Below are 13,456 nucleotides of genomic sequence, written 5' to 3' on the forward strand. Positions count from 1 at the left end.
GCCAGCGTTAATTCGCTTAAAAAATCGTTAAACAACCGGCACAGGCGGTAGCAAACGTAGCTATTGGCTGCTTGTTATGGCAAATTACTGCTAAATTAACGCGAAAAAACAACAACAATAATTACAGGGGAAGCTAATGGAAGCCTTGGTCAGCACCGTCAATAGTATTATCTGGAGCCCGGCACTGATATTTCTGTGTCTTGGCGCAGGTTTGTTTTACTCCATCATTACCCGTTTTGCCCAGGTCCGGCATTTTAAGGAAATGTGTAAGCTGCTACTCAGTGGCAATGAATCAGATAAAGGCATTTCGTCATTTCAGGCACTGGCGGTTTCATTATCGGGCCGGGTTGGCGTAGGTAATATTGCCGGCGTCGCGGCAGCAATCGGTTTTGGTGGCCCGGGTGCCGTATTCTGGATGTGGGTAGTGGCGTTTTTGGGGGCCAGCACTGCCTATGCCGAGTCGACATTGGGTCAGGTGTATAAAGTAGAAGAAGATGGTCAGTATCGCGGTGGTCCGGCGTACTATTTTGAGCGGTGTCTGGGTCAGAAATGGTTAGCAGTGTTATTCGCGGTATCAGCAATTGTTGCCTGCGGTGTGTTTCTTCCCGGGGTGCAGGCCAATGCCGTAGGTAATGCTTTTACCCAGGTGTTTGGTGAAGGCAATATGGTAGTAACCAGTTTTGGTGAAGTTGCCAGTCTGAAACTGGTGGCTCTGGCAATTATCCTGATTGTGCTGGCGTTTATTATTTTCGGCGGTATCAGACGTATAGCCCATTTTACCCAGATTGTTGTGCCGTTTATGGCACTAGGCTATATCGTCATGGCCCTCATTGTGGTGTTTCTGAATCTGGATAAAGTACCTGGTATTTTCAGTCTGATTATTTCTGATGCTTTTACTGCTCAGGCAGGTATGGGCGCAGCAATTGGCTGGGGCGTGAAAAGAGGTATTTATTCTAACGAAGCAGGTCAGGGTACTGGTCCGCATGCGGCAGCCGCTGCAGAAGTTGATCACCCGGCACAACAAGGCTTAGTTCAGGCGTTTTCGGTTTATGTTGATACGCTATTTGTCTGCACTGCCACGGCACTAATGATTTTACTTACGTCACAATACAATATTCAAACCGAAGATTTTAATGCCGTAACTGGCAGTGGAGCCATGATCCTGCAAAATATCGATGCGGCAACCGAAGTTGCTTCACCGGCATTTACCCAGATGGCCCTTAACAGTGTATTTGGTCAGTTTGGTCAGGCGTTTGTTGGTATTGCTATATTCTTTTTTGCTTTCACTACTATCCTGGCGTACTACTACATTGCAGAAACTAACGTTTCTTATTTAAATCGTTATTTTAAAGGCAAGATCCCATTGGTGCTGGTCAAAGTTGTCATAATGGCAATGGTGGCTTACGGTATGGTCAACAGCTCCGGCTACATCTGGGGGATAGGTGACATCGGGGTAGGTCTGATGGCCTGGATAAATATCCTGGGCATTCTGGCTATTTTCTTTGTCGCCAAACCGGCAATTTTGTGTTTACGCGATTATGAAGAGCAAAAGAAAGCCGGCGGTCCAATCCGGTTTGATCCGGTTAAGCTTGGTATTAAAAACGCGACTTTCTGGGAAAAGCGATTGGCAAACCAGCAGCAGAAACAAAAATAAAAATAGCGATGTTACAACCGCTGATAAGCCCGACTAGATAGTCGGGCTTTTTTGTGGCTGCTACAATTGGCCCGATTTCAGCCCTTAATTTTGCTTCATCGCCGCTGGTGCACCATACTATTGTTAGCCGCTTGTAATATATTGAGCAGAGGAGACATATGATGAACAACACCAATTTTTTATCCGGAGCCATAGCCATCCTGGTTGCCAGCTGTTTGCTGCTGGCCGGTTGTGAACGGGATCGGCAGAGCCTTGAAGCACAGACCGATGAAGCGGGCATGGCAATTAAAAGTGAGGATGGTACCGGTGATGATGTCAACATTACTCATGCCGTGCATACCGCAATCAGAGCAGAGCAGCGTTTAGATAATTTAAATATCCTGGTAGAGACCAGCAAAGGTGATGTCAGGCTACGTGGTGAAGTTGCCACTGAGGCCCAGCGTGAACTGGCAGAAAATATTGCTGCAGCCACTCCTGGCGTGCACGCGGTTAACAATGATTTAGAGGTAATTGGCACGCCGCCGCAATAACTGCGGCGACATGTGTTGAAGATCACTCAACGCCGATAAAGCCGCCGGTTTGATGGGCCCACAACTGTGCATAGATTCCGCCACTGGCGATAAGCTCATTGTGGGTACCCTGTTCGACAATGTTGCCACTGTCCAGCACAATAAGCCGGTCCATCTGGGCAATAGTGGATAAACGATGGGCTATGGCGATGACCGTTTTGCCATCCATCAGCTTATTCAGACTCGCCTGGATGGCTGCTTCGACCTCGGAGTCAAGTGCCGATGTGGCTTCATCCAGGATTAAAATAGGTGCGTTTTTCAACAGTACTCTGGCAATAGCAATCCGCTGGCGCTGTCCACCAGATAGTTTGACACCTCGCTCACCAACCTGAGCATCAAAGCCACTGTTACCGGCAGGATCAGTTAAATCATTAATAAAGTCAGTGGCTTCAGCTTGCTCAGCAGCCAGGAACAGTTCGGCTTCGCTGGCGTCCGGTTTGCCATATACGATGTTTTCGCGCACCGAACGGTGCAATAGTGACGTATCCTGGGTGACCATCGCAATATGCTGACGCAGACTTTCCTGGGTAACCTGGCTGATATCCTGACCATCAATCATGATTTTGCCGCTTTCAATATCGTAAAATCGCAGCAGTAGGTTCACCAGAGTTGATTTGCCGGCGCCAGAGCGACCAACAAGGCCCACTTTTTCTCCCGGTTGAATGCTGAGGTTTAGCTGTTGCAGTACTGCTGCTTTGCTTCCTTCTGTTGCCGTTTTGCCATAATTAAAACTCACCTGCTGAAATTCGATTTTACCGGCGGGTACCGTTAATTTACTGGCATTATCCTGATCTTTTACCTCAATAGGCCGGGACAAGGTCGCAATACCGTCGGCTACAGTACCTATATTCTCAAACAACGAGCTGACTTCCCACATAATCCATTGCGCCATGCCATTAAGACGCAAGGCCAGGCTTATAGCAATAGCTATGGCGCCAACGGTAATAGCACTGCCTGCCCACAAGTATAATGACAATGCCGCCACACTGAACACCAACAAATAGTTCAGGCTTTGTACCGTTACATTAAGACCGGTAGCCAGTCGCATCTGCTGATAAACAGGCTGTAGAAAAACATCCATGCTGTCTTTGGCATAACGTTCTTCACGGTTGGTATGGGAGAACAGCTTGATGGTGGTAATGTTGGTGTAGCTGTCGACTATCCGGCCGGTCATTTCAGAGCGGGCATCAGCCTGTGCGGTTGATACTCTTTTTAGTCTGGGTACGAAATAAAACTGCAGGCTGATGTAGAATATCAGCCAGACTAACATTGGCACTATCAGTCTGATGTCTGCGTCTGCCACGAAAAACAACATCGCACCAAAATACACCAGTACATAAACCATAACGTCGAGCAGTTTCATTACGGTTTCCCGCACCGACAACGCCGTTTGCATTACTTTAGTGGCAATCCGGCCGGCGAAATCGTTCTGATAAAAACTGACGCTCTGACGAAGCAGGTAGCGGTGTGCCAGCCAGCGAATGGACATTGGATAGTTTCCGAGTAACGTCTGGTGCACTATTGCCGAGTGAACAAACGTCATCAGCGGCAATAACACTAAGGTGACCAGTGCCATCCAAATCAGGGTGGCTCGTTCGTCAGTAAAGAAATTTTCCGGATCGTTTGCGACCAGCCAGTCAACCAGCTGCCCCATAAAACTGAACAATGATACTTCAAGAATGGCCAGCATTGCCGATGATAACGACATTAATATTAAAGACGGCTCCATACCTTTAGTGTAATGACGGCAAAATGCCAGTAAACCACGTGGAGGCTGGCCGGGAGCTGCTGCGGGAAATGGTTTGGTAAGACGTTCAAAAAAACGCAACATAAAAGGTCCTGAATGCAAGAAGAAATAACACGCCCGCTAGTGTACCCGATTTTTCTGCTACAGATCAGGCTTATCCGGCAAATGTCAGGCAGGAACCGGACACTGTGCGACTTTCAACCGTTAAATATAAATGTGTTATATTATAACAGAATATTCCTATAGCCACGTCAAACCAGCCTGTTATAATCTGCGTATGAAATAACGTGTTTTAATGAAGCTCCGGCGCAACTTATCGTTGTAGTATTGCGCCAATAAAGCTGAGAAGTACAATGACCATTAAACTTGTCACCTCCACTGTATTACCCACACCTTTTGCCGAGTTCAGGCTGCATGGTTTTCTGGCTGCCAATGGTAAAGAGCATGTTGCCCTGACCCTGGGCGATGTCACTACCAGTGAACCGGTATTAGCGAGGGTGCACTCCGAGTGCTTAACCGGTGATGCCCTGTTTAGCCTGCGCTGTGATTGCGGACCGCAGTTAGAAGCCGCGATGCGCAAAATCGCCGATCTGGGCCGGGGCTGTATTTTGTATTTACGTCAGGAAGGGCGCGGTATTGGTCTGATTAATAAAATCCGGGCTTACGCAGAGCAGGACAAAGGGCTCGATACAGTTGAAGCCAATGAGATATTGGGTTTTTTACCGGATATGCGTGAGTACGATATCGCCGCACAAATGTTTGAGCAGTTAGGTGTGCAGCAAATCCGCTTACTGACTAATAACCCTAAAAAATTAAAAGCGTTGACGGACGTTGGCGTTAATATTCTGGAGCGGGTGCAGCACCGGGTCAAAACAACCGCACACAGTCACCGTTATCTGGCGACCAAAGCTGCCAAAATGGGCCACATGGAATGAGTCGCCACTTATGATCCCAAAACTTACGCCTGAGTTATCCCTTGACGCCAGTATTGTGGCGTTCAGTAAAGCACTTATTGCCGCCGGCTTCAGTGGCGATATTGAAACCAGCTATGGCAGCCGCCTGGCGGTAGCAACCGATAACAGTGTGTATCAGGCGTTGCCGCAAGCGGTATTGTTACCCAGAAGTACTGATGATCTGGTTATTCTGACATCTCTGGCACAAACCTCCAGTTTCTGCCATATAAAATTCAGTCCCCGTGGTGGCGGTACCGGCACCAATGGCCAGGCTCTGACTGAACATGTAGTGGTAGATTTATCGCGTCATATGCGGGGTATTCTTGAAATAAACGTCGAGCAGCGCTGGGTAAGGGTGCAGGCAGGTGTTATTAAAGATCAGTTAAATGCTTTTTTAAAACCTTATGGCTTTTTCTTCGCACCGGATCTGTCCACTTCTAATCGTGCCACCATTGGCGGCATGATTAATACCGATGCCTCTGGGCAGGGCTCACTGGTGTACGGCAAAACCAGCGACCATGTGCTGGCGTTAAAAACCGTGTTAATTGACGGTAATATTTTGAAAACCCATAAAATGGCCACGTTTGAAGCCGAACACCGGGCACAAATGCCCAGCAGTATTGGCCGGATTTACCGACAGGTACTGGACAGCTGCCGTGATTTCAGACCGCAGATTTTGGATAAATTTCCGCGCTTAAACCGTTTTCTAACCGGCTATGATCTGGAGCATGTGTTTAATGACGATTTATCCGAGTTTGATTTATCCCGGATAATCACCGGCTCTGAAGGTTCATTGGGTTTTGTCACAGAAGCAAAACTGAATATCACCCCGATTGCCCGGTTTAAGTGCCTGCTAAATGTAAAATACGACAGTTTTGAAAGTGCGCTCAGAAATGCACCTTTCTTAGTTGCGGCACAGGCAACCTCGGTAGAGACCGTCGATAGTAAAGTACTGGATCTGGCCCGCAATGATATTATCTGGCATCAGGTTAAAGAGTTAATTACTGATGTACCTGGTGTTGAGATGCAGGGCCTGAACATGGTCGAGTACAACAGTGAAGACCAGGCAGAAATTGAGCAGAAAATAGCAGCTCTGACCGCTAAGCTAGACAGCTCCATTGCAGACAAAACAGATGGCATTATCGGTTACCAGTTGACATACGACAGTGCTGCCATCAGCAATATTTATGCGATGCGCAAAAAAGCCGTTGGCCTGCTGGGTAATACAAAGGGTGCTCAAAAACCTATAGCGTTCGCCGAGGATACCGCTGTACCGCCGGAAAACCTGGCTGATTTTATTATGGAGTTTCGCGCTTTGCTGGACAGCCATGGCTTGCATTACGGCATGTTTGGCCATGTTGATGCCGGTGTGCTACATGTACGGCCAGCGTTGGATTTATGTGACCCGGAGCAGGAAAAGTTGCTGCGAACTATTTCAGACGAGGTGGTTGCGCTGACGGCTAAGTATGGCGGCCTGATGTGGGGTGAACATGGTAAAGGGTATCGCAGTGAATATGGTCCGGCTTTTTTTGGCGACGAACTGTTTAATGAGCTGCGGAAAATTAAAGCGGTTTTTGATCCACGCAACCGAGTAAACCCCGGAAAAATTTGTACGCCTTATGCCAGCAATGCGCAACTGGTGTCTGTTGATGGTCAGAAACGCGCCTGGTTTGACCGCCAGATCCCGGTAGCAGTAAAAGCCAGCTTTGACAGCAGTTTAAACTGTAATGGTAATGGTCAGTGTTTTAACTATGAACAAAGCTCGCCGATGTGTCCATCGAGTAAAGTGACTAAAGATCGCCGTCACAGCCCGAAAGGCCGGGCAGGGCTGATGCGTGAATGGTTACGTCTGACTGAACAGCAAGGCTTCGACGTGCTTGGAGCAGAGCAGCAACTAACAGATAAAAAACAGAGTTTTGCCCAGTTATGGCAAAAAGTTAAGAATAGCCTGGCCAAATATCAGGGGGAACCGGATTTTTCACATGAAGTGATGGAGGCGATGGAAGGCTGTCTGGCCTGTAAAGCCTGTGCTAGTCAGTGTCCGGTAAAAGTGGATGTGCCTTCTTTTCGTTCACGGTTTCTGCAACTGTACCATAGCCGTTATTTACGACCCGCTAAAGACTATATTGTTGGCAACATTGAGCGCACCGCCCCGATGCTGGCCAAAGCACCTAAACTGGTTAATTTTGTGCTAAAACGCAAAATAACAGCTGCACTGCTGAAAACAACGGTGGGTTATGTTGATACCCCCTTGTTGTCAGTTCCAACGCTGGCAAAACTGACCGGCGAAAAATACCGGTTTGATCTGGATGCATTACAACAGTTATCAGCGGCTGAAAAAGCCAAAACGGTGTTACTGGTACAGGATCCATTTACCAGCTTCTACGAGGCTGAGTTGGTTGCCGATGCGCTGCATTTGTTGGATAAGATCGGTTTTCGGCCGGTTTTGTTGCCTTTTGTACCAAACGGCAAACCACAACATGTAAAAGGGTTTTTGCGGGATTTTGCGAAAACAGCGACTAATGCCGCTCAACTTCTCAACCAGCTGCACCAGCTCAAGTTGCCGATGCTGGGGCTCGATGCCTCGTTAGTACTGGTATACCGCGACGAATATAACAAAGCCCTGGCTGATAAGCGGGGTGATTTTCAGGTGCAACTGATGCATGAATGGCTGGTGCAGCAAGAATTGCCTAAAGCAAACGCTGGAGGTGATTATGCCTTGTTGGCTCACTGCACTGAAAAAACTGCGTTACCGGCCACGGAACAAGCCTGGCAGCAAATTTTCAGCAAAGCCGGGCTTAGTTTAAAACCGGTGTCTGTTGGCTGCTGTGGCATGGCGGGTACCCATGGCCATGAAGCGCAGAACCTTGATAACAGTAAAACATTGTTTGAGATGAGCTGGCGCAGGCCGGTCGAGCAATTTGGCGTTGACCATATTCTGGTCACCGGCTTTTCGTGTCGCAGCCAGGTAAAGCGTTTAGTGGGTAATAAACCACAGCATCCTTTGCAGGCATTGTTGCAGCAGCTTTAAATGTCATAAAAAAGCCCGGAATTACCGGGCTTTTGCTTTGTATATTGTTCAGTGTTAACAAATCAGAAGCGGTAGACACCTTTCAGGTAATAGTAACCGCCGTTAATACCCATAGGCGATGTCTCGTAATATTTCGCACCAAAAGCATTATTCGGCTCACCGACAGCACTCAGATTAAGCCGTTCTGGTTTAGTATCAAACAGATTTTGGGCGCCAACTGATACTGAAAAGCTGTCATTGATGAAGTAACTCAACTCGGCATCAAAAGTGATTTTCGACGAGGCATTAACCTCAGTACCAGGTTCGCCCGGCACACCTACCCAGTCAACATGCACGCCCTGATATTCACCATAATAGTTTGATCTCAGGAAGAATGACCAATCATCATAGCTTTGATTCCAGGTCAGGGTTGCCCGGTGGTTTGGTAAATCATTTTCCAGCCGTGATACTTTATCCAGACCGGTGATCTCGGTGGCACTTTTAACTTCAGTGTCGGTCCAGTTATAAGCGAAATTAAAGCTGCTGCGGCCGTCAAACAAGTTGGTTGAATAGCTGGCTACAAAATCAATACCCTGAGTTTTGGTATCAAAATCGTTGGTGAAAAAACTAACCTGTTGAATAGAATCGACGTTCTTAACACCTGCTGCTCTGAGCGCTTCGCGGTTGGCATCTGTTAAGTTAATCTTACTTGACTGACTTATCCGGTCATCAACATCAATCCGGTAGTAATCCAGGGTCATAAAGATGCCTGCACCTGAATAAACTACCCCAGCCGCAAAACTGGTTGACTCTTCAGGCTGCAGTTCAGTGCCGCCAAGCTCAACCGAAACAGGGTTAGTAGGTGGCAATAACGCTGAATCTACCAACAAGCCTGATTCCAGGTTAGTCTGAACGTTACTTACGTTTGCCTGACCCACCGTTGGTGCTCTGAAACCGGTGCTGTGAGAGGCACGCAGCGCCCAGTCATCATTCAAACGGTATTGGCCGGTAACTTTGTAATTTAACGTCGAGCCAAAAGTATCATAGTCTTCGAAGCGCAGAGCAAAGCCCATTAGTAAAGCTTCAGTAAATTCCGCTTCGAGATCAGTATATAACGCATAGTTTCTGCGCGATGAAACACCGGCATCTTCCGGTTTAAAGCCAGGGAAACCGTTTGAGCCTATGCTGAAGCCCTGATCGACAAATTCACCAACCTGAAATGAAGCAAGGTCGCCTGCAACAACTTCAAATGTTTCTTCAGTCCACTGGGCACCAAACGCCACGGTTAAATCTTCATATAGACCGACCGGCATAAATTTAACAAAATCTGCAGTGAAATGTTTTTCCAGCTGAATGTATTTACCAGGGTTAAATTCAGTGGGAGAGTCCAGGCCGAGTGAAGCGTTGATGGTATTGGTCATCATATAACTTGATTCGTTGCGGCCAACCGAACCACTGAAATCATACATGATGCCTTCAGCAAAGCCGCTTTTAAACTCGCCTTTGGTACCGGCTGTCAACGATGTATCGGTGACATTACCACCAAAGGTCGGGGTAAATCCGCCAGGAAACATTGAGAAAAAGCTGAAACAGTTGTCAGGTAAGGCATTCACTGCTGAATTAACCGCGTCAAACGGGCGGTTATTGCCACTGCCATCTGTCAGGTTAATGGTCGGACAGGCGCCGGCTGAAAAGTCAGTATTGCCAATCAGTAATGTTTCGCCGCCATCATTTGAGAACACGCCACCACGGTTATAGGGATTACGGTAGTAAAATCCACCGGTGACATCGCGTTCTGAATAGTTACCAAACAGATAGGCTTCACGGCCGTTACCCAGATCTAAACCGGAATTGATAAAGATAGTGATATCGTCTTTAATTTCAGGAGAACCCCAAATTTGGGCGATGGGAGCAATGTTCGGGTTTCCCTGATCAGCAAAAGCCTGAGCATCTGGCCGTTGCACGCTGCGGCTGGTTGGGTCAACATTTTTGTATTGGAAGCTGGCGTTAACAAAACCATCGTCGGTTAATGGCATGCCGATATTACCGGCAAACTCTGTACTGGTGCCGTCGCCTTCATAATATTCACCATGTTTAACTTCAAAACTGCCGCCGCTGTCGTTGTCCTTCAGTACGAAGTTAATAACCCCGGCAATGGCGTCAGAGCCGTATTGTGCAGCTGCGCCGTCGCGCAAAATTTCAACTTGCTTCAGGGCAATACCGGGAATAACAGAAACATCGGCACCTTGGGCCCCGTCATTAATACCACCGCCTAAAAAAGCAATAACAGATGATTTGTGCCGGCGTTTGCCGTTGGTCAGGATTAACGTGCTGTCGGCCGAAAGGCCACGCAAATTCATCGGTCTTACCAGCGTGGCAGCGTCGCTGATCGGGTTAGAATGAACGTTTAGCGACGGTACTGTGGTCGTTATCAGGTTCAGCATATCTGTGCTGCCATTTTTCATCAGCTCATCAGCACCAATAATATCGATGGGTACTGGTGAGTCGCCGATGGAACGCGGTGCTGAGCGGCTACCGATAACGGCAATTTTTTCGATATTCTGCTCTTTCGCAGATGTTTCAATATCTTCCTGAGCAACAGCTGCGCCACTTACTATACCTAACGCAAAAGTGGTTGCTATGGCATACTTAACAGCATGCGCAACCGGATGGTATTTATTGTTGTGTTTCATAGTGTTTTCCTGGATTATTTTTTTTGATTATCGCTAGACAACGCTTATTGTACTGAAGCGCTAAATTAACCATATTTTAAAATCAGGCGGTTGTCCATCGCAGTTTTATAGCCATTGGTCGAACAGATGGGAACAAATTGTTAAAAAAATCAGCTGCAAGCCAGCTGTAGCGGAGGGATATGAAATCGATTGTAACGATGTTGCCAAACCACTTTGCTGATGTGGTGGCCCTGGCAAATCAGGTTCATGGCGATAATTACCTGAGCTTAACAACACTAATGGAATTGTATCCACGGGGTGTTAAAGAGGGCTTAAATGCCGGTTTCGTCGCGTTGTCTGATGGCAAAGTGGTAGGATATCGCCTTAGTTATGCGGCTGGTCAATGGCCGCTGGACCAATGGTGCTCTGTGCCATTATGGCCTGTTGCCCCCCCCAAAATGGCCTATTTTAAATCAGTGGCAGTGGCTCCCGAATTACAGGGGATGGGACTGGGCCCGGAATTACTTAAAGCCTCAGTAGCAGCCCTACGCCAGCAAGGGGCCCTTGCTGGGCTGGCTCATATATGGCAACAAAGCCCCGGCAATGCCGCGCAGCGATATTTCAGTAAAGCCGGTGCCAGGTTGCTTAAAGTACATCCGGATCGCTGGCTTCATTTGTCTGAAACAGCTAATTATCTTTGCCCGCAGTGTGGCAACCGCTGTCACTGTACAGCGGCAGAAATGGTATTGTCGTTCGGGCGGTCCAGCTGATGTTCGACCCCTACATTGATACCCGGCTTGATAGCAGTCAACCTGATGTTGCCAGCTACTGGCAGGCAATAACGCCGGCATACCGGCATTATCCTGCGCTTGAACATGATATTCACTGCAATACCTTGATTATTGGTGCGGGCTATACCGGGCTTAACTGTGGTTATGAACTGGCAAAGGTGCATCAACGGGATGTGGTAATAATTGATGCATTACAGCCTGGCTGGGGCTGCAGTGGCCGTAACGGTGGCTTTGTTCTCAGAGGTACTGGCAGGCTCGGGCTTAGTCAGCTGGCGGCTAAATTTGGTCTGGATACGGCCCGGTTGTTTCATCAGGAATATGGTGAAGCCGTTGCCCGGGTTAATCAGCTTATTGCAACCGGTAAGATTGACTGTCAGCCACAACCGGTTGGTTATTATAAAGTAGCGCATAAAGCGAATATGGCTGCAGATTTGGCCCGACAAGCAATGTTGCTCCAGCAGCAGTTTGCTTATCAGGTACAATATCTGGATAAATTTCAGCTGCAACAGCACGTAGTAAACCATCAACAGGCACATGCAGCATTGTGTTTCCCCGACTGTTATGGCTTAAATCCATTAGCGCTGGCGCAGGGTTATGCCAGAATGGCGACAGAAGCGGGGGCGACATTATATGGTCAAAGCCCGGCGGTCAGTTTCAGACGAGGCCCGTCCGGTTTTGAGGTTGTCACACCACAGGCCGTTATTACAGCGAAAAAGCTGGTGCTGGCTACTAATGCCTACACCGCCAGGGGGTTGTATCCCGCGCTGAACAATAGTTGTCTGCCGGTACTAAGCAGTGTGATCGTGACTGAACCACTTAACAGTAAGCAGTTACACCAGCTGAACTGGCAGCAGAACAGCATTATGATGGATACCCGGACGCTTAAATATTATTACCGCCTGCTGCCTGATAACCGTATTTTGTTCGGTGGCAGAGGTGCCATTAGTGGCAAAAATGCTGGCGATCCAGTTTACGCCCGCCGATTGCTGACCGCGTTAAAGCGCTGTTTTGCAGGGCTTGAGCAACTTAATTATCAGTATCAGTGGAGCGGGTGGGTCGGGGTGTCATTTGACGATTTACCCAGAGTATACTCACCCGAACCTGATCTGTATTATGCGGCTGGCTTTTGCGGCAGTGGATTATCATTCAGCGCATTGGCCGGCAAACGTTTAGCCCAACTGGTCGCTGGTCAGGCGTTACCCGCGCTGCCGCTTTACCAAAGTGCGTTACCCGCATTTCCGATGTCGGCGTTTCGGCGTCAGGGGCAGCAATTGTATTACCAATGGGGACGCTTTAAAGATCATTATCTGTAGCAGGGTTAATGGCAACTGGCGTTAGGCTGATAGCTTGCTTACAATGGCGCTTTTTTTAGAAGGCAGATTAACCATGTCGTTCTGGCCCGAATTTCTGATCATTGCTTCGGTACATTTACTGGCAGTAGCCAGCCCCGGCCCCGATTTTGCTATTGTACTGCGTTATGCTGTGCGATTTGGCCGGCGCGCCGCGATATTTGCCAGTCTGGGGATTGGTCTTGCAATTTTACTGCACGTAACTTATTCGCTGGTGGGTATCGGAGTGTTAATTAAAACCACACCATGGCTGTTTCAATTGCTGACCATACTGGCAGCCTGCTACCTGCTGTATCTGGCTCAAGGGGCGCTTCGTGCCAAAGCACCTGCTGCTGAAGATGCTATTGCGCTGGAGCAGCAAGCCAGACCGGCTGGGTTGAAGGCCTTTAGTGCAGGCTTTATCACTAATGGCCTTAACCCGAAAGCCACGCTGTTTTTTCTGTCGTTATTTGCTGTCGTCATTTCCGCAGAAACGCCGTTTAGCTATAAGCTTATTTACGGTTTATATATGGCGGCGGCGACAGCAGCCTGGTTTTGTTTTCTATCGTTTGTGCTGACCAACAGTAAAGTGCGGGGCTTTTTATTGCTTAAAGGCTATTGGTTCGACCGGCTAATGGGAATTTTGTTACTGGCCCTGGCCGTGCAGCTACTGCTAAGCAGTTTCAGTAATCAGGCAAACGGCTAAATTATCGTGCAGTAAACTTTGCCCGC

At 48.1% G+C, this 13,456-nt stretch carries 9 protein-coding genes; 7 read left to right on the forward strand and 2 right to left on the reverse strand.

Annotated features, from left to right (window positions below; translation table 11 throughout):
• Window positions 1-136: 136 nt before the first annotated feature.
• The gene (locus R3187_RS08900; RefSeq protein WP_318966402.1) at window positions 137-1,654 is read left to right on the forward strand and encodes an alanine/glycine:cation symporter family protein; all 1,518 of its coding nucleotides are present in this window, start codon (window positions 137-139) and stop codon (window positions 1,652-1,654) included.
• Between the two features lie 158 nt (window positions 1,655-1,812).
• Entirely contained in the window at window positions 1,813-2,184 is a 372-nt protein-coding gene (locus R3187_RS08905; protein WP_318966403.1) for a BON domain-containing protein, read from the forward strand.
• 22 nt (window positions 2,185-2,206) lie between these two features.
• On the opposite strand, the gene R3187_RS08910 is transcribed toward R3187_RS08905, so the two are convergent.
• The gene (locus R3187_RS08910; protein ID WP_318966404.1) at window positions 2,207-4,054 is read right to left on the reverse strand and encodes an ABC transporter ATP-binding protein; all 1,848 of its coding nucleotides are present in this window, start codon (window positions 4,052-4,054) and stop codon (window positions 2,207-2,209) included.
• A 269-nt stretch (window positions 4,055-4,323) separates the two neighbouring features.
• Between R3187_RS08910 and ribA the strand changes: the two genes are divergently transcribed.
• Both ribA and R3187_RS08920 read left to right on the forward strand, forming a co-directional pair.
• Window positions 4,324-4,905 carry a GTP cyclohydrolase II gene (ribA, locus tag R3187_RS08915; RefSeq protein ID WP_318966405.1) on the forward strand — a complete coding sequence of 194 codons (582 nt, stop codon included), beginning with the start codon at window positions 4,324-4,326 and terminating at the stop codon, window positions 4,903-4,905.
• 10 nt (window positions 4,906-4,915) lie between these two features.
• Window positions 4,916-7,954 (forward strand): FAD-binding and (Fe-S)-binding domain-containing protein, encoded by a 3,039-nt coding sequence (locus tag R3187_RS08920; RefSeq protein WP_318966407.1) that lies wholly within the window; start codon window positions 4,916-4,918, stop codon window positions 7,952-7,954.
• A gap of 62 nt (window positions 7,955-8,016) precedes the next feature.
• Here the strand turns inward: R3187_RS08920 and R3187_RS08925 are convergent, their stop codons facing one another.
• Complete coding sequence (locus R3187_RS08925) at window positions 8,017-10,626, reverse strand: TonB-dependent receptor plug domain-containing protein (protein ID WP_318966408.1); 2,610 nt, start codon at window positions 10,624-10,626, stop codon at window positions 8,017-8,019.
• Window positions 10,627-10,805: 179 nt separating this feature from the next.
• On the opposite strand from R3187_RS08925, the gene R3187_RS08930 reads away from it, so the two are divergent.
• The 3 genes from R3187_RS08930 (at window position 10,806) to R3187_RS08940 (ending at window position 13,430) form a co-directional block, all read left to right on the forward strand.
• On the forward strand, window positions 10,806-11,375 hold the full coding sequence (locus R3187_RS08930) for a GNAT family N-acetyltransferase (protein WP_318966410.1): 570 nt from the start codon (window positions 10,806-10,808) through the stop codon (window positions 11,373-11,375).
• Window positions 11,375-12,709, forward strand: a complete 1,335-nt coding sequence (locus tag R3187_RS08935; protein ID WP_318966411.1) for an FAD-binding oxidoreductase — start codon at window positions 11,375-11,377, stop codon at window positions 12,707-12,709. The genes R3187_RS08930 and R3187_RS08935 overlap by 1 nt, the downstream gene beginning before the upstream one ends.
• A 73-nt stretch (window positions 12,710-12,782) precedes the next feature.
• Window positions 12,783-13,430 carry a LysE family translocator gene (locus tag R3187_RS08940; protein WP_318966413.1) on the forward strand — a complete coding sequence of 216 codons (648 nt, stop codon included), beginning with the start codon at window positions 12,783-12,785 and terminating at the stop codon, window positions 13,428-13,430.
• Window positions 13,431-13,456 lie beyond the last annotated feature (26 nt).

Source organism: Arsukibacterium sp. (assembly GCF_033721375.1).
Classification (GTDB): Bacteria; Pseudomonadota; Gammaproteobacteria; order Enterobacterales; family Alteromonadaceae; genus Alishewanella.

Excerpts from the sequence above, each read along its gene's own strand:
- R3187_RS08900 (WP_318966402.1), top strand. The coding sequence starts at position 137 with ATGGAAGCCTTGGTCAGCACCGTCAATAGTATTATCTGGAGCCCGGCA.
- R3187_RS08905 (WP_318966403.1), top strand. The coding sequence starts at position 1,813 with ATGATGAACAACACCAATTTTTTATCCGGAGCCATAGCCATCCTGGTT.
- R3187_RS08910 (WP_318966404.1), bottom strand. The coding sequence starts at position 4,054 with ATGTTGCGTTTTTTTGAACGTCTTACCAAACCATTTCCCGCAGCAGCT.
- ribA (WP_318966405.1), top strand. The coding sequence starts at position 4,324 with ATGACCATTAAACTTGTCACCTCCACTGTATTACCCACACCTTTTGCC.
- R3187_RS08920 (WP_318966407.1), top strand. The coding sequence starts at position 4,916 with ATGATCCCAAAACTTACGCCTGAGTTATCCCTTGACGCCAGTATTGTG.
- R3187_RS08925 (WP_318966408.1), bottom strand. The coding sequence starts at position 10,626 with ATGAAACACAACAATAAATACCATCCGGTTGCGCATGCTGTTAAGTAT.
- R3187_RS08930 (WP_318966410.1), top strand. The coding sequence starts at position 10,806 with ATGAAATCGATTGTAACGATGTTGCCAAACCACTTTGCTGATGTGGTG.
- R3187_RS08935 (WP_318966411.1), top strand. The coding sequence starts at position 11,375 with ATGTTCGACCCCTACATTGATACCCGGCTTGATAGCAGTCAACCTGAT.
- R3187_RS08940 (WP_318966413.1), top strand. The coding sequence starts at position 12,783 with ATGTCGTTCTGGCCCGAATTTCTGATCATTGCTTCGGTACATTTACTG.